This is a genomic window from Porphyromonas sp. HMSC065F10 (assembly GCF_001808555.1).
Classification (GTDB): domain Bacteria; phylum Bacteroidota; class Bacteroidia; order Bacteroidales; family Porphyromonadaceae; genus Porphyromonas_A.
The window spans coordinates 36905-51987 of the sequence record NZ_KV793811.1; the positions used below are offsets into that span (position 1 = coordinate 36905).

General features: G+C 57.4%; 13 protein-coding genes and 1 tRNA gene. 5 read left to right on the top strand and 9 right to left on the bottom strand.

Features of this window, described 5'->3' with window-relative positions; all coding sequences use genetic code 11:
- Positions 1 to 1035: 1035 nt before the first annotated feature.
- The 9 genes from HMPREF2890_RS08575 to HMPREF2890_RS08615 all read right to left on the bottom strand — a co-directional run bounded on the left by HMPREF2890_RS08575 (position 1036) and on the right by HMPREF2890_RS08615 (position 8197).
- Positions 1036 to 1512, bottom strand: a complete 477-nt coding sequence (locus HMPREF2890_RS08575) for an ExbD/TolR family protein (RefSeq protein WP_025082126.1) — start codon at positions 1510 to 1512, stop codon at positions 1036 to 1038.
- Positions 1513 to 1537: 25 nt separating this feature from the next.
- On the bottom strand, positions 1538 to 2131 hold the full coding sequence (locus tag HMPREF2890_RS08580; protein WP_070467649.1) for an ExbD/TolR family protein: 594 nt from the start codon (positions 2129 to 2131) through the stop codon (positions 1538 to 1540).
- A gap of 24 nt (positions 2132 to 2155) precedes the next feature.
- Positions 2156 to 2656, bottom strand: a complete 501-nt coding sequence (locus HMPREF2890_RS08585; protein ID WP_070467651.1) for a hypothetical protein — start codon at positions 2654 to 2656, stop codon at positions 2156 to 2158.
- A gap of 6 nt (positions 2657 to 2662) precedes the next feature.
- Complete coding sequence (locus tag HMPREF2890_RS08590; RefSeq protein WP_070467653.1) at positions 2663 to 3496, bottom strand: MotA/TolQ/ExbB proton channel family protein; 834 nt, start codon at positions 3494 to 3496, stop codon at positions 2663 to 2665.
- Between the two features lie 134 nt (positions 3497 to 3630).
- A tRNA-Ser gene (locus tag HMPREF2890_RS08595) sits at positions 3631 to 3718 on the bottom strand.
- Positions 3719 to 3894: 176 nt separating this feature from the next.
- Positions 3895 to 4701 carry a TatD family hydrolase gene (locus HMPREF2890_RS08600; protein ID WP_070467655.1) on the bottom strand — a complete coding sequence of 269 codons (807 nt, stop codon included), beginning with the start codon at positions 4699 to 4701 and terminating at the stop codon, positions 3895 to 3897.
- Positions 4701 to 5663 (bottom strand): polyprenyl synthetase family protein, encoded by a 963-nt coding sequence (locus tag HMPREF2890_RS08605; protein WP_070467657.1) that lies wholly within the window; start codon positions 5661 to 5663, stop codon positions 4701 to 4703. Before HMPREF2890_RS08605 ends, HMPREF2890_RS08600 begins: the two co-directional genes overlap by 1 nt.
- A gap of 6 nt (positions 5664 to 5669) precedes the next feature.
- A complete protein-coding gene (gene pncB / locus HMPREF2890_RS08610) occupies positions 5670 to 6848 on the bottom strand; it encodes a nicotinate phosphoribosyltransferase (protein WP_070467704.1) in 1179 nt (392 codons plus the stop codon).
- A 29-nt stretch (positions 6849 to 6877) separates the two neighbouring features.
- Complete coding sequence (locus HMPREF2890_RS08615; RefSeq protein ID WP_070467659.1) at positions 6878 to 8197, bottom strand: UDP-glucose dehydrogenase family protein; 1320 nt, start codon at positions 8195 to 8197, stop codon at positions 6878 to 6880.
- A 644-nt stretch (positions 8198 to 8841) separates the two neighbouring features.
- Here HMPREF2890_RS08615 and HMPREF2890_RS08620 point away from each other — a divergent pair.
- The 5 genes from HMPREF2890_RS08620 to HMPREF2890_RS08640 form a co-directional block, all read left to right on the top strand.
- On the top strand, positions 8842 to 10296 hold the full coding sequence (locus HMPREF2890_RS08620) for a sodium:solute symporter (protein ID WP_070467660.1): 1455 nt from the start codon (positions 8842 to 8844) through the stop codon (positions 10294 to 10296).
- 67 nt (positions 10297 to 10363) lie between these two features.
- Positions 10364 to 11212: an ATPase gene (locus HMPREF2890_RS08625; RefSeq protein ID WP_070467662.1), complete on the top strand. Its 849-nt coding sequence runs from the start codon at positions 10364 to 10366 to the stop codon at positions 11210 to 11212.
- Entirely contained in the window at positions 11209 to 12027 is an 819-nt protein-coding gene (gene murQ / locus HMPREF2890_RS08630; RefSeq protein WP_070467664.1) for an N-acetylmuramic acid 6-phosphate etherase, read from the top strand. Before HMPREF2890_RS08625 ends, murQ begins: the two co-directional genes overlap by 4 nt.
- A 199-nt stretch (positions 12028 to 12226) precedes the next feature.
- Entirely contained in the window at positions 12227 to 13420 is a 1194-nt protein-coding gene (locus HMPREF2890_RS08635) for an exo-beta-N-acetylmuramidase NamZ family protein (RefSeq protein WP_070467666.1), read from the top strand.
- Between the two features lie 12 nt (positions 13421 to 13432).
- The coding region (locus tag HMPREF2890_RS08640; protein ID WP_168160441.1) for a glycoside hydrolase family 3 protein at positions 13433 to 15083 on the top strand (1651 nt) is incomplete at its 3' end.

A 15083-nucleotide genomic window follows, 5' to 3' on the forward strand; every position in this document is an offset into this window, starting at 1 on the left:
GAAGCGGTGACCGATGTGCCGATACCCGCCTTAATTCCCTCTACCCCTTGCGGGTCGCCGAGCAGATATTCCCCTACCGTCGCCCCCTCTGGGCATCGCATTCCCCGGGCAAGCTTGATAGTGCAACGCCCTACCGGAGTCGCAGATTGCTTGCGTTGTCCAGTCCGCGGGTCTTCGGGGCTACGCCCCTCGACCGGTGTTTAAAAAGCGAGCACCCCTGTCGGGGTGCATCGATCACCACGTTTCACAATGAGTTGAATGACTTATGTAAGGATCAAATGCGTCAGCCCTCTCGGGCGTGTATTGCTTAGCGGATTGGCTCAAAGGCGTCACCGACAATCTCTGCATTAAATCATCAGGGATGTGGGATAAATCTAATACCGATATTAGAGATCACTAATACCGATATTAGAGATCACTAATACCGATATTAGAGATCACTAATATCGGTATTAGGATTCTCTCGGTCCGCACGACCCGAAGTCATGGTGGTGGGTGACGCATTTGAGCATGGGGTAACCATGTACCAAGGAGAGCTCATCCGTGAGGCACCCGAAGGGTGCTCGCTCCTTAGGCATCGGTCATCAGCGAAGCGGTGACCGATGTGCCGAAACCCGCCCCTACCCCATTGACCCCGTGGGGTCGCCGAGCAGCCCCCCCCCAACAACCCCGTCAGGGTGTCGCTCTCACCAGTCAGTCAATCAGTGCGACCACTGGCGGGGTCATATATCTTATTTGCGTCATCGGTTCCAGGGGTCGACGGCACTTCGTGTCTCCACACGAGGTTAAAAAAAGCGAGGATCCCTCTGGGGCTTCGCGCCTGCGGGATCGGCAGGCAGTAGCACCAGAGCGAGGATCAGCCAACGTGATTGCACAGCGACAGGGAACATCACCTTTGCCGTTAAGCTCAAATGCAACACCCCCGAAGTCTTGATGGGAGGCACAAAAAAAAGCAGGGACCTCTCGGCGAAGAGAGATCCCTGCTGTAGGTGGTATTACCCGACCGGGGACTTACCCCGGTGGCTCCATATGCCCTTACTGAGCTACCTCAGTATCAGGCACGCTGGAGTAGAATATCTTAAGTGCGTTAGCTTCACGCAACTTCTGCTTGACTTCTGTTACGATACCCATCTTTGTGTCTCCATCGATCTTCAGGATCGTCGTCATGTACTGGGCGTCAGCCTCAGACATGGAGTTCTTCTCCTGTGCGATAAAGTCAAAGATATCATTAGGCGATGCAAACTTATCATTGAGCTGGATAGCAGCCTCCGTACCATACTTGGCCTGGTACTGCTTCAGCGGAACACCCATGTAGAGGAAGGTGGCCAGAGACTTTCTCTCGAGCTTGGTAAGTTCGGTAGCCTTGGGGAGACGTAGCTGTACCTTCAGAGTCACCTCACGTGCCGTGGTGACGATCATGAAGAAGAACAGCAGAGAGAAGATCAAGTCCGGGAGCGACATGGTGTTCAGCTCAGGAACTTCTTTCTCACCTTTTTTGGTAAATCTACTCATACTACTTCTTTAGTTCTGCTCAAGATTATTTCTTCTGCGAGCCGTACTCACGTGGTTCAGCCTCAGAGATCTTCTGCGGGAAGCGATCCACGAGCACCTCCTGGTACTCCTTGGGAAGATCCTCAAAGTGCTTGTTCCATTGCTTCTGCGCCAACTCATCACGCAGCTCATTGTAAGCCTTGGTGAGGATGTTTTGCACGGCGATATAGTCGGAGTACTTGGTATCCACGTTATTGGTCAGAGAGATGACGTGATTCTTCGTCACCATCTGCTGGCCGATATAGGGAAATTCCTCCGGAGTCAGCTCGGGGAGGGTCGGGTCGTTCGTGGGATTAAGCACGAAGTCCTTCACCTTCTGCTTGAGCTGATCAATCGTCATCACCTCACCATTGGCAAGGATCTGACCATTACTATTCACCAGTACGCGCAGCATGTTACGCCTATTGACGTCGATCATGACGTCCTGCTGATCCTCGGTGGGTGCAGGGGGCAGCTGACGAGCGATACCCTTGTCTGAGCCCATAGAGGTGGTCAGAAGGAAGAAAAGTAGCATGATAAAAGAAATATCCGCAGTCGAGGACCCATTGATGCTGGGCACCTTCTTTGTTTTTCCTGCCATAGTATTGTTCTTTTACGATGTTACTTAAGCCTTCTTCTCAGATGCTGATGCGTGCTGCTTGGGTCCTGCAGACATGAACGAGGTCACGACCAGTGCGAGGACGTTAATCACAATGAGTGCATAGATGGTAAACATGCACATATCAGCCAACTTCAGCCAAGACGGGGTGTTGAATTGCTGAGCATCCACACCCACGTGAAGTGGAGCATCACTACCTACGAAGTAGGCAATGACCATGAGCACTACCAGTCCCACGAGCGCACCAAGACCGCCGAGGGCTGCCTTGCGATTGGTCTTAAAGGACTGAGCAAATCCGACGATTCCGAAGATGATCATTGCCAAGAAGGCAATAGCGACCATACCGTACACCGTGTAGAGGAGTACATTGGTGAATACGGGCTCGGGGTACTCAGCATTGGGGTCAACGTAACCGCCGAAGACGGTCATGCCAAAGGCCACAACACCGATGAGAGCCAGAACGATCAGGACAGTGCTCGATATTTTACGAATTTTCTTTACTGCCATGATGGTTTAGATACGATGCTGTACTCCGCGCTTGCTTGTGAAATCGATCATGTAATCCACGAGAGTGATGGAGGCGTCCTCCATATCACTCAGGATGCTCTCATAGCGAGAGAGGATATAGTTGTAAAGCACCTGGAGGATCATCGCTACGATAAGACCGTAGATGGTGGTGATCAGGGCGACCTTCATACCACCGGCAACGACCGTCGGGCTGATATCACCGACCTGCTCGATCGTATCGAAGGCCTGTACAAGACCGATCACCGTTCCGAAGAATCCGAGTGACGGTGCGAGGGCGATGAAGAGGGTGATCCAAGACATGTTCTTCTCGAGGAGGCTGGCCTGTACACCACCGTAAGCGGTGATGGCGCGCTCTACAGCCTCAGGACCCTGGTCGATACGGAGGAGGGACTGGTAAGCGATAGAGGCGATAGGACCACGAGTGTCACGAGCGATGGCAAGGGCGCCATTGACGTCACCACGGTCGAGGGCAGCACGGATCTCATCGAGGAGCTTCTTGCTATTGGTATCGGCAAGATTCAGGTAGATGATACGCTCGAGGCAGAATGCCAGACCGAGGATCATAACGAGAGAGATGATGGCCATGAAGCCAGGACCACCCTCGATAAACTTAGTCTTAAGTGCCTGGTGGAAACCCTCACTCTCAGCAGCCACAGGTACCTCAGCAGTGAGAGTCTCAGTCTCAGTCTCAGTTACAGCGGGAGCTGCCTGCTCGGTAGCCTCAGGCTCTGTTGTAGCCTCGTCCTGTGCAAAAGATGCACCGGCAAACCCCACCGTCATAAGACCGGCCAAGGCGATGCTTACTAGAAATCTTTTCATTGTAAGTTCTTTTTAAGATTAGTGATTTTTTGGTAAAACAATGTCTTTAGGTGGTTTCGCTTCCATTCAGCCCTGACGAGGTACTTTCGGTTAGTCTCCTCTGCCTGGTTCTGCAGTAAGGATACCCCCTTTTGCGGAGAGAGAGGGATTCGAACCCTCGAAACGCTTTTGACGTTTACACGCTTTCCAGGCGTGCCTCTTCAGCCACTCGAGCATCTCTCCATATATATGTGATCTCCTCCCCTACAGCGATTTGTCCCTCTCGGACTACACGCCACGGACCGCTGTCCAAGCCTTTCGATCACTCATTGATCGTACAAATCTACCTTAATTCCTCCAACCACGCCAAAAAGTTGGCGCTTTTAGCGAAAAAAGTTTGTCTACCACCCTGACTCCCCCTATGGATCGGTGGTTTCAGGTGCTAAATTAAACATTTTACGAGAATTGACAAAAAGCTGATGCCGCATTTCCTCCTCGCTCACCTCGTATATATCGGCTAAGCACCTCACAATATGGATGATGTGAGACGACTCATTTCGTCGTCCTCTCTTTGGCTCAGGCGAGAGATAGGGGCTGTCGGTCTCCACGACGAGGCGAGCGAGCGGCAGGCGGTCCTTGATCACCTCTCGGAGTCGGGAGTTGCGGAAGGTGACGATGCCATTGATCCCTACCATAAATCGCTCTCCGAGACTGAGGATCGCCTCCAGATCCTCCTCCGACTCGGAGAAGGAGTGGAAGACCCCCCGCAGCCCATCAAGACCCCACTCTCGCAGGAGCTCCACAGCCTCCGGCACGGCGGCACGCGTGTGCATGCTCATCGGTAGGTCGAGCTCCCTCGCCCACTCCACCTGACGGCGAAAGGCCTCGATCATCTGCTCCCTCCACTCTACGCTCCAGTAATAGTCCAGCCCGATCTCACCGATACCACGATAGTACCCCGGGATAGTCCGCAGCTCCCTCTCGAGCGCATCCAGCTGCTCCTCCCAGTCCTCGCCCACATCGGTGGGCTCTAGACCGATCATGGGGACGAAGAGGTCCGGTGCCATAGACACCATCTCTCTCAGGCGAGCAATGTACTCGCACGAGGTATTGGGGAGCAGGACCGCTGTGAGACCCGCCTCCCGACAGCGACGGATCACCTCAGGGCGATCCTCGTCAAACTCCTCCGAGTAGAGGTGAGCGTGCGTATCGATGAGCGGATACATCAGACGGCTCTTCCGGTCAGCGTGGAGATAATGTGCTCAAGTGCCGAGGTGTCGACAGAGAGGGCACGCAGCTCCTCGAGAGCAGCCTCGGTATATTGGTCGACCTGCTTCAGCGCCTCAGCGTGGATATTCCACTGCTCGTAGAGGTTGGTCACAGATGCTATCCGATCCGCCTCGCTCTCAATGGCAAGTGCCTCCTCCGCACGCCTTGGGTCGCACTCGTAGAGGCGGAGGAGGAGCCAAGTCTTTTTCCTATCTATAATGTCTCCCCCCTTACGCTTGCCAAACTTCGCCTCGCCGTAGACATCGAGGTAGTCATCCATGATCTGGAAGGCGAGACCCATCAGCTCGGCTGCCCGAGCGATGTGCTCCCGATCCTCGACCGAAGCGCCGGCGACGGTCGCTCCCATCACCATACTTCCGCGGAAGAGGGCCGAGGTCTTGAGGCTGATCATCCGTAGGTAACTACCGATCGTCAGGGAGGAGAGCTGTGTGGTCTCAAACTCGAGGTCATACTGCTGCCCGCGACAGATCGCATCGGCCATTGTATTGAAGAGCGAGAAGATCTGTCCCAAGTACTCCGGGCGGATCGACTCCAGGCAGCGGTACGCCTCCACGAGCATCGCATCACCGGAGAGGATCCCGACATTGGCGCCCCACTTCTTATAGACCGTGGGCTCTCCGCGGCGCATTGGCGCATCGTCCATGATGTCATCGTGGATGAGGGTGAAGTTGTGGAAGGTCTCCACAGCTTTCATCACCGGCGCCACCTCCTCCACCGCCCCCTCGGGACAGAAAGCGCGGTACGTCAGCAGTGCGAGGAGCGGTCTGAGACGCTTCCCTCCCTGCGAGAGGATGTACCGGATCGGCTCGTAGAGGCCGTGCGGCTCGCGAGCGGCGAGCTGCTTCACCTCATCTCCTATGATGTCGACCAGCTGGTCGATCTCCTTATCTATATTCATTTTCTCTTATTCCTCAATACGTAACACCCGCATGGCAAGATCGATCTCCTCCGGGTCACCGGTATGCTTCCCGACCGAGTCGGAGAGCTTGACGGTGTCCTGCCACGGCATCTTCTCATCGAGCTTGCAGGCAAAGAGCTTCATCACGATATTCATCGGCTTGATCCCATGCCCGACATCGTTGGTCAGGTTGGTCCCGATCCCGAAGGTGGCCCTGATCTTGCCGTCGCAATACTCCTTGATCGCCGCAGCCTTATCCACGTCGAGGGCGTCGGAGAAGACGAGATACTTCGTCTTAGGATCTATCCGCAGCTCCCGGTACTTCGCCAGCACCTTGTCGGTGAAGGTCTGAGGGTCGCCGCTATCCTGGCGGAGGGAGGTGAAGAGTGCTGCATGCTTCTTGGAGAAGTTTTGGAGAAAAACGTCGGTCGTGAAGGTATCGGTGAGCACCGTGCCGAGGTCTCCGTCATAGACGTTGATCCAATCCTCCATGGCCATGTAATTGGCCATCTTGTAGCCGTAGATTGCTGCGTGAAACTGCACCCACTCGTGCGGATGGGTCCCGGTGACGCGGATGCCATGCTTCATCGCATAGTAGACGTTGCTGGTGCCGAAAAAGTACTTCCCCCCATGCTCGCAGAGGATCCGTGTCACCAGATCCTCCACCTCGCTGCTGAAGCGGCGCCGCATGCCGAAGAGACTCACCTGCAGCCCGTGCTCCTGCATAGCCTGTGCCTTCTCGAGCGCCTTGGAGTAGGTCAGCTCCAGGTCAGGCTGCTGACCGGTCTCCCGGTAGTAGAGCTCCGACACCATCGCCAGGATCGGCGTCTCCCAGAGCGTGATGCGGTAGAGCAGCCCCTCAGCCGATATGTGGAGGTGCCCCTCAGCATCCTGCTCGATCGTCACCTCCTCCGGGTCGTAGCTGTAGCCCTTGAGGTAGTCTATGTAAAGGGGTGGCAGATAGGGGCACTCCTGCCGGAGGAAGTCTGCCTCCTCACGAGTCAGTCGCAGCTCACTCATCCGTACGATCTCCTGCCGGAGGCTCTCAGCGAAGCCCTCAGGGTAGACCAAGTCATTTCGGTCGACGAATTCAAACCTTCCCCACGCTCTGGGGAAAAGCTTCATATACGCATACCCGGTCGTGAATTTATAGAGGTCCGTGTCCAGGATGCTTCGGATGATCATCTCACTCATTATATATAGGCATGCATCGTTTACCTCCTGCCGATGCCATCGTACCGGAAACCCAGTCTCTTTATCTCGGAGGCATCGTAGATATTACGTCCGTCGATCACCACGTCTCCCCTCATCAGCTCCGTGATCCGGGTCCAATTGGGTAGCCGGAAGATCTTCCACTCCGTCAAGAGCAGTAGCGCATCCGCCCCCTCGACCGACCGGTAGAGATCCTTAGTGTACTCCACCCCGTCCGGGAGCACACGCTTAGCGGTCTCGATCGCAATCGGGTCGCAGGCGACCACCTCCGCCCCCGCCTCGATGAGCTGACGGATCACGACGATAGAGGTCGCCTCCCTCATATCGTCCGTCTCGGGCTTAAAGGCCAGCCCCCAGACGGCGATCCGCTTACCCCTCAGGTCGCTACCGATCAGGCGGGTGAGTTTCTCGTAGGGGATCCTCTTCTGAGCTTCATTGACCCGATGCACCTCCTTGACGATGGTCATCGGGACCCCCTCTTCCTCACCGGTCTTGGCAAGTGCCTGCACATCCTTAGGGAAGCAGGAGCCTCCGTAGCCGCTACCGGCGTAGAGGAAGGCGGAGCCGATCCTATGGTCGGCACCCATCCCCTGACGGATCATATCCACATCGGCACCCAGCTTATCAGCAAGGTTGGCAAGCTGATTCATAAAGCTGATCCGCGTGGCCAGCATCGCATTGCTCGCATACTTCGTCAGCTCCGAGCTCGGTATGTCCATAAAGAGGACCCTGAAGTTTCGGATCAAGAAGGGGCGATAAAGTCTCGTCAGCAACTCCTTCGCCCAGTCGCTCTCCAGTCCGATCACCACCCGGTCGGGACTCATGAAGTCCTTGATCGCATTGCCCTCCTTGAGGAACTCCGGATTATTCGCCACCTCAACCCTCAGGTCGGTCAGGCCGCGCGCCTCCAGCCCCTTCCGGATCTCGGCCATCACCTTGGGGCTGGTCCCTACCGGCACGGTGCTCTTCGTCACCACAAGCATATCCTTACGGATCAGCCGCCCCAGTTGCTGTGCGACGGCACGGACATACTTCAGGTCCGCATCCCCACTCTCGGTGGGAGGCGTACCGACAGCGATGAAGACGATCTCCACGTCATCGATACACTCTGCGAGGTCGGTGTGGAAGGAGAGACGCCCCTCCTCTGTATTGCGACGGACCATCTCATCCAGCCCCGGCTCATAGATCGGGATCTCCCCGCCCCTAAGCCGCTCTATCTTGGTGGTATCGGTATCAACGCAGTGGACGTGGACCCCCATCTCTGCAAAGCAGGTCCCCGTCACCAGGCCGACGTAGCCGGTACCTATGATTGCTATCTCCATAGTAGTATCTACACTATTATATTAGTGACCCGCCCCACATCTCCCACAAATGTAGCAAATAATCCTTGCCTAAGCCTTTTGGTCCAGAGGTGACGCACTTGAGGAGTACTCAGTGATACAGAAAAAAACCATTCAGCTCATTGTGAAGATGCGGAAACGAAGCGCCCCTTGCTCTTCGCTCCATCGTGCAAATAATATAGTACCCCCGCTGCAAGGGTTATCACTTCGTGTCTCTCCCTGATCAAAAGAAAGCGTCTCCAGTGGTCTTCTCCGTCTTGCGGCTCAATCTACGGCTGAGGAGTGACGAACTCTCTGAAGCGCCACCCCCTGCGGGATAGGTAGGAGTATCAAGAGGTCACCCGGTCGGCGGAATCGCACCTGGCGTGGGAGACCGCTTGTGAGAATATTATTTTAACACCTGTGATTCGGCAACTTTGACTACCTTAGCACTTAGATAAGCCGATATACTTGATTTACCGTACAGTGGTCGAGGGCGACTGTATCGGCAAGTCAACGGGCCAGACCTTCGCTATGGGTATCTGTCCGTGGGACCAATAGCATAGGTCCTCACTAATAGTACACCACCGATCGTCACTCGGGCACCACTCGGGGAGAGATCGACACCAACCTCAAGCCACCACACTATGTCACCTTACTTAGTACTTGGTCTGACACTGGGCTACTTCCTCCTTATGTTCATCGTCTCCTATAGGGCGGGTCACGAGGCGGACAATGCGGGATTTTTCATTGGGAACCGGTCCAATAACTGGATGGTCGTCGCAATAGCGATGATCGGCTCAGGCATCAGCGGCGTCACCTTTGTCTCCGTCCCGGGGATGGTCTCCGGTAGCAGTATGGCCTACCTGCAGATGGCGCTTGGCTTCATCGTGGGACAGGCGTTGATCGCTTTTGTGCTCGTGCCACTCTTCTACCGCATCAAGCTCTTCTCCATCTACGAGTACCTGCGGGATCGCTTCGGGATGACGAGCTACAAGACCGGGGCTTGGCTCTTCTTTGTCTCCAAGATGCTCGGTGCCTCGGTGCGTATCTTCCTCGTCGTACTGACGATGCAGCTACTGGTCTTTGACCCGCTGGGGCTACCCTTCCTCCTCAATGTCCTGATGACGGTCCTCTTTGTCTGGATCTACACCTTCTTTGGTGGGGTCAAGAGCATCGTCAGCGTTGATGTGCTCAAGACGATCTGCCTCGTCGCCTCGGTAGTTCTCTCGATCGTATTCATCGCCAAGGGGCTGGGTCTCGACTTCGGCGGTGTGGTGACGACGATCCGGGAGAGCCGTATGTCGCAGGTATTCTTCTTCGATGACATCAATGACAAGCGTTTCTTCTGGAAGCAATTCCTCGCCGGTGCCTTCACGATGGTGGCGACGACCGGGCTTGACCAGGATATGATGCAGCGCAACCTAAGCTGCAAGAGCGACACGGAGGCGCGGCGAAATATGATCGTCAGCTCGGCCTTCCAATTCTTCGTCATCGCCCTTTTCCTCATGCTTGGGGTGCTGCTCTACACCTATGCAGAGCAGATGGGCATCCGGCTCCCGGAGAGCAGTGACCAGGTCTTCCCCTTCCTCGCGACGGGAGACTTCTTCCCTGAGGTCGTCGGGATCCTCTTCATCATCGGACTTGTCGCGGCAGCCTTCCCCGCAGCCGGCTCAGCGCTGACTGCGCTCACCACCTCCTTTACCATCGACATCCTGGGGGCTAAGGAAAAAGAGGAAAAGCGCCTCGAGAAGACCCGCAAGTGGGTCCACGTGGGGATGGCGCTACTGATGGGTCTCTGCATCATCGCCTTTGAGATACTCAATAATACCTCGGTGATCAATGCCGTCTACGTCCTCGCCAGCTACACCTACGGACCGCTGCTGGGACTCTTCACCTTCGGCATCATCTCCGGGCGACGGGTGCGCGACCGTCTGATCCCCATCGTGGTGATCCTGTCACCGATCCTCTGCTACATCCTCGACAGATACTCTGTAGAGTGGTTCTGCGGCTACCACTTCAGCTACGAGATCCTGATCATCAACGCCCTCTTCACGATGCTGGGACTGCTGATCTGTAGCCATAAGGCAGCGAAGGCATGAGTACGGAGCAGGCCAAGGGGCGGATCCTCGCCTATATGCTATACAAGAAAAAGACATTCGTCAAGCTATGATACTTATCGCCGACAGCGGCTCCACCAAGACGGAGTGGACCGCCATGGATGACCTGACGGGAGAGGTGGTGGCACACGCCTACACCAAGGGGCTCAACCCCTACTTCGTCACCCAGGAAGAGATCCGGGACGAGATCCGGACACACCTCCTGCCGATGCTCCCCGTGGACGGCTTCACGAGGATCTACTTCTACGGCTCCGGTGCAAGGGATGAGAAGCAACCGATGATTCGCCAGGCTATCGGCAGTCTCCTGGTGGGCGAGGTGACCATGATGACAGATATGCTCGGTGCCGCCCGCGCCCTCTGCGGTCACGAGCCGGGCATTGTCTGCATCCTCGGCACCGGCGCCAACTCCTGTCGCTACGATGGCGAGACGATCGTATCCAACGTCCCTCCACTCGGCTACATCCTCGGTGACGAGGGCAGTGGGGCGGTCCTCGGCAAGCACTTCATCGCCGACCTCCTCAAGGGGCTGCTCCCGGAGAGCATCGTGAGAGACTTCGAGGAGACCTACCCTGAGATCACCACAGCCACCGTCCTTGAGCGGGTCTACAAGGAGTCGCAGCCCAGTCGCTTCCTCGCCTCACTCGCCCCCTTCATCCGCAAGCAGATCAATGTGCCCGAGGTGCGGTCTATGGCGCTGGAGTGCTTCCGCTCTTTCTTTAGGAGAAATGTGATGCTCTACGACGGCTGGGAGACCACGCCGGTACACTTCGTCGGCTCCATTGCACACAACTTTCACGCGGTCCTCAAGGAGGCAGCAGAGGCTGAGGGCATACATCTGGGTCAGATCCTCTCCGCACCTATGGAGGGGCTGGTCCGCTACCACACGATCAAGAGATGAGTACCGACTTCACCAATATCACCGAGTCCGCCTCCCTCTACGACCACTTAGAGGAGAAGAGTACGCTCGAGCTGCTCACGGACATCAACCGCGAGGACCACAAGGTCGCTGATGCAGTCGAGGTGGTGATCCCCGCCATCGCCGACCTCGTGGACGACATCCTGCCACGTATGGAGCGGGGCGGGCGGGTCTTCTACATCGGTGCCGGCACCAGCGGGCGTCTCGGCGTCCTCGATGCCTCCGAGATCCCGCCCACCTATGGCATGCCACCGACGCTCTTCATCGGCCTGATCGCAGGTGGCGACTACGCCCTCCGCCACCCGGTGGAGAATGCTGAGGACATCGCTGACCAAGCCTGGGCAGATATGTCCGCCTACGACATCAGCGAGGCAGACTCCGTCATCGGCATCGCCGCAAGCGGCACCACCCCCTACGTCCTCGGCGGACTCAGAGAAGCCAATCGCAGGGGACTGGTCACCGGAGGCATCACCTCCAACCCCGGCTCCCCCATCGCCCTCACCGCCAAGCACCCCATCGTCACCATCGTCGGGCCGGAGTACGTCACCGGCAGCTCCCGTATGAAGAGTGGCACAGCGCAGAAGATGGTACTCAATATGATCTCCAGCTCCCTCATGATCCATATGGGTCGCGTGGAGGGCAATCGCATGGTCGACATGCAGCTGAGTAATAAGAAATTAGTCGAGCGTGGTACCCGCATGCTGATGGACTATTACGGCTGGTCCCACGACCGCGCTCAGGCAGAGCTCCTCGAGGCGCACTCGGTCCGCGCCGTCATGGACAAGCATCCTAAGTGATGATGAAAAGGAAAACAACCCTCAACCATGTCAACTAATTTCAGGAGAAGACAGACGGAGCTACTATCGGTATTAGAGAAATCTAATACCGATAAAAGAAAATCCTTTTACCGATATTAGACGCAACTAATATCGGTATTAGAAATTTCCCATATGGACACTGCTACTGCACCTACCGCTAAATGATTTCTCGCAACCCATGACTGTAAGACAATCCATCGTCCTCGCCCTGCTGCTTCTACTCCCCGCACTCTCTGCCTCAGCACAGCTGCAGGTGGGCGCTGACCGGATGGACGAGATCGTCCGGCTCACCGAGGGGAGGAGCGTGGGGCTGGTCGCCAATCAGGCGACTGTGCAGACTGACTCAGTCCACACCTTTCTCCTCGATGCTCTGATAGCTCACGAGGTCAAGGTGAAGCGTCTTTTCTCCCCCGAGCATGGCTTCCGCGCCATGGCCGATGCGGGGGCAAAGGTCGACTCCGCCACGGACCCGGTCTCCGGTCTGCCGGTCATCTCTCTCTATGGCAAGCACTGCAAGCCGACCGCCGAGGACTTCGCCGGGCTGGATGTGATCCTCTTTGACCTGCAGGACGTGGGGGTACGCTTCTTTACCTACATCAGCACCCTCTACTACGTCATGCAGACCTGTGCTGAGACCGGCACACCGATCATCATCCTCGACCGCCCCAATCCCCACGATGCGGTCGATGGTCCGGTGCTCAAGGACAGAAAGTACCGCTCCTTCGTCGGGATGCTCCCCATCCCCACCCTCCACGGTCTCACCATGGGCGAGCTGGGGCAGATGATCAATGGCGAGGGCTGGCTCGGCGAGGGACTCACCGCAGACCTGACCGTCGTCACCCTCCTCGGATGGAAACACGGTGACCCCTACAGCCTGCCCGTCCGTCCGAGCCCCAACCTCCGGAGCGACCGCGCCCTGCTGCTCTACCCCACCCTCTGCTTCATCGAGGGGACCTGCTGGAGCGAGGGACGCGGCACGGAGCAGCCCTTTGAGCAGACCGGCTACCCCGACCGGCGGATGGGCTGCCACACCTTTACCCCACAGAGCATCGCCGGGGCGCATGCGCCCAAGCATAAGGGGAAAGTCTGCTACGGCCCCGACCTCACGGACTATGCCGTCGAGCCGGGGATCAATGTGGAGATCCTCACCGACATCGCTGCCCGCAGCCAGGCTGCCGGTGTCAACCTGATCACCAGACCAAAGTTCTTTGACCTCCTCGCAGGAGGTCCCACGCTCCGCCGACAGCTGGAGACGGCCGCCTCACCCGACGCGATCCGAGAGAGCTGGCAGGCGGACCTCCATGTCTACATTTCTATGCGTGCCCGCTACCTCCTCTACCCCGACGGCCGCTTCAATTGCAGCACATTTTAATCATCTATGCCGATGAGAAAGAAAGCATTACTATACGGAGTGGCAGCGCTGCTGCTACCACTGATGGCAGGCGCTCAGGGCGTCGAGCCGAGGATGATGAGAGACGCAGAGCGTAAGGCCGCCGCAGAGGCGTGGGCCGACAGCGTCCTTGCGACCCTCTCTCCCCGACAGCAGGCGGCCCAGCTGATTATGCCGATGACGTGGCCCAAGGTGGATAAGACCGGGCTCGCCAATTGGCACCGACAGGTGCTGGAGGGGGAGTTTGGCTGCGTCCTTTGGCAGAAGGGGAGCCCCAGAAATGTGGTCCGGCTCACCAACTGGATGCGCCGCGAGGCACGCGTCCCGATGCTGGTCGCCATGGATGGCGAGTGGGGGCTCTCGATGCGCTTCTCCGACACGATGAAGTGGCCCCGCAATATGCTCCTCGGCGCCACCGACAACCCCCGACTGGCGTATGAGTATGGTCAGGCAACAGCGGAGGAGGCTCGACGCATAGGCATACACGTCAACTTTGCCCCCGTCCTTGACGTCAATAGCAACCCAGCCAACCCTGTCATCGGCAACCGAAGTCTCGGCTCCTCGCCCGACCTCGTGATGCGTATGGGACTTGCATACGCCAAGGGGCTCGAGGATAATGCTCTCCTCTCCACGGCGAAGCACTTCCCCGGCCATGGAGATACCTCCACCGACTCCCACAAGACCCTCCCGGTGATCAGTCGTAGCCGTGCACAGCTGGAGCAGGTGGAGCTGGCCCCCTTCCGCGCCTATATCCGTGAGGGCTACGGGGGCATGATGGTGGGGCACCTCAGCGTCCCTGCGCTCGGCACAGGAGCAAGGGCAACCAGTGCCGTCCCTGCCGTAGTCACCGACCTGCTACAGCAGGAGATGGGCTTTAGCGGACTGATCTTTACCGATGGTCTGGGGATGAAAGGGATCATCGATGGTGCCGGAGAGCAGGGCGTCTACGTCACCACGCTCCTCGCCGGTGCCGATATCCTTGTGGCTCCGACAGACCCCTTCCAGGCGCTCGACGACGTGACCGCAGCGGTCGACAAGGGGATCCTCTCCCAGGCGGAGATCACCCGTCGCTGTCGCAAGGTGCTCGTCTGGAAGCACCTCCTCGGTGCCGACAGCCGTGAGCCACTGGAGACAGAGCACCTCGACGCTGATCTCCACCCGAGAGCCTCCCGAGAGCTCCTCGAGCGGATCTACGAGGGGGCGATGACCATAGTGAAGAGTGAGCAAGCCATCCTCCCGCTTCGCAAGGAGGACCGAGTCGCCCTCCTCACCTATGGTGACGACTCAGCCGAGCTCCTTCGCTCCACCATCAACCGCGTCGCTCACGCTGACGGCTACACGATCCGCCGCTCCACCGGTCCCGCCGCACGCCGGGCAATCCTCGACAAGCTCCGCTCGTACGACAAGGTGGTGGTCGCTGTCACGTGGAAGGGATTCGCTCCCGGCAAAGACCTGACAAAGCTCCTCCGTGAGACGAAGAGCGTCCTCCTCTTCCACACCTCCCCCTACGCTGCGCTCGACTATATGGAGGCGATGAAGGCGGCGACCGCTGTCGGCTTTGCGTACGACACCCGGTCTGAGGGGATGCGAGCTATGGGGCGGGCGTTGACAGGTGAGCGCCCCGTCTCCGGCAAGCTACCCGTCG

Excerpts from the sequence above, each read along its gene's own strand:
- HMPREF2890_RS08605 (WP_070467657.1), bottom strand. The coding sequence starts at position 5,663 with ATGAATATAGATAAGGAGATCGACCAGCTGGTCGACATCATAGGAGAT.
- HMPREF2890_RS08625 (WP_070467662.1), top strand. The coding sequence starts at position 10,364 with ATGATACTTATCGCCGACAGCGGCTCCACCAAGACGGAGTGGACCGCC.
- HMPREF2890_RS08590 (WP_070467653.1), bottom strand. The coding sequence starts at position 3,496 with ATGAAAAGATTTCTAGTAAGCATCGCCTTGGCCGGTCTTATGACGGTG.
- HMPREF2890_RS08635 (WP_070467666.1), top strand. The coding sequence starts at position 12,227 with ATGACTGTAAGACAATCCATCGTCCTCGCCCTGCTGCTTCTACTCCCC.
- murQ (WP_070467664.1), top strand. The coding sequence starts at position 11,209 with ATGAGTACCGACTTCACCAATATCACCGAGTCCGCCTCCCTCTACGAC.
- HMPREF2890_RS08580 (WP_070467649.1), bottom strand. The coding sequence starts at position 2,131 with ATGGCAGGAAAAACAAAGAAGGTGCCCAGCATCAATGGGTCCTCGACT.
- HMPREF2890_RS08615 (WP_070467659.1), bottom strand. The coding sequence starts at position 8,197 with ATGGAGATAGCAATCATAGGTACCGGCTACGTCGGCCTGGTGACGGGG.
- HMPREF2890_RS08575 (WP_025082126.1), bottom strand. The coding sequence starts at position 1,512 with ATGAGTAGATTTACCAAAAAAGGTGAGAAAGAAGTTCCTGAGCTGAAC.
- pncB (WP_070467704.1), bottom strand. The coding sequence starts at position 6,848 with ATGATCATCCGAAGCATCCTGGACACGGACCTCTATAAATTCACGACC.
- HMPREF2890_RS08600 (WP_070467655.1), bottom strand. The coding sequence starts at position 4,701 with ATGTATCCGCTCATCGATACGCACGCTCACCTCTACTCGGAGGAGTTT.
- HMPREF2890_RS08620 (WP_070467660.1), top strand. The coding sequence starts at position 8,842 with ATGTCACCTTACTTAGTACTTGGTCTGACACTGGGCTACTTCCTCCTT.
- HMPREF2890_RS08585 (WP_070467651.1), bottom strand. The coding sequence starts at position 2,656 with ATGGCAGTAAAGAAAATTCGTAAAATATCGAGCACTGTCCTGATCGTT.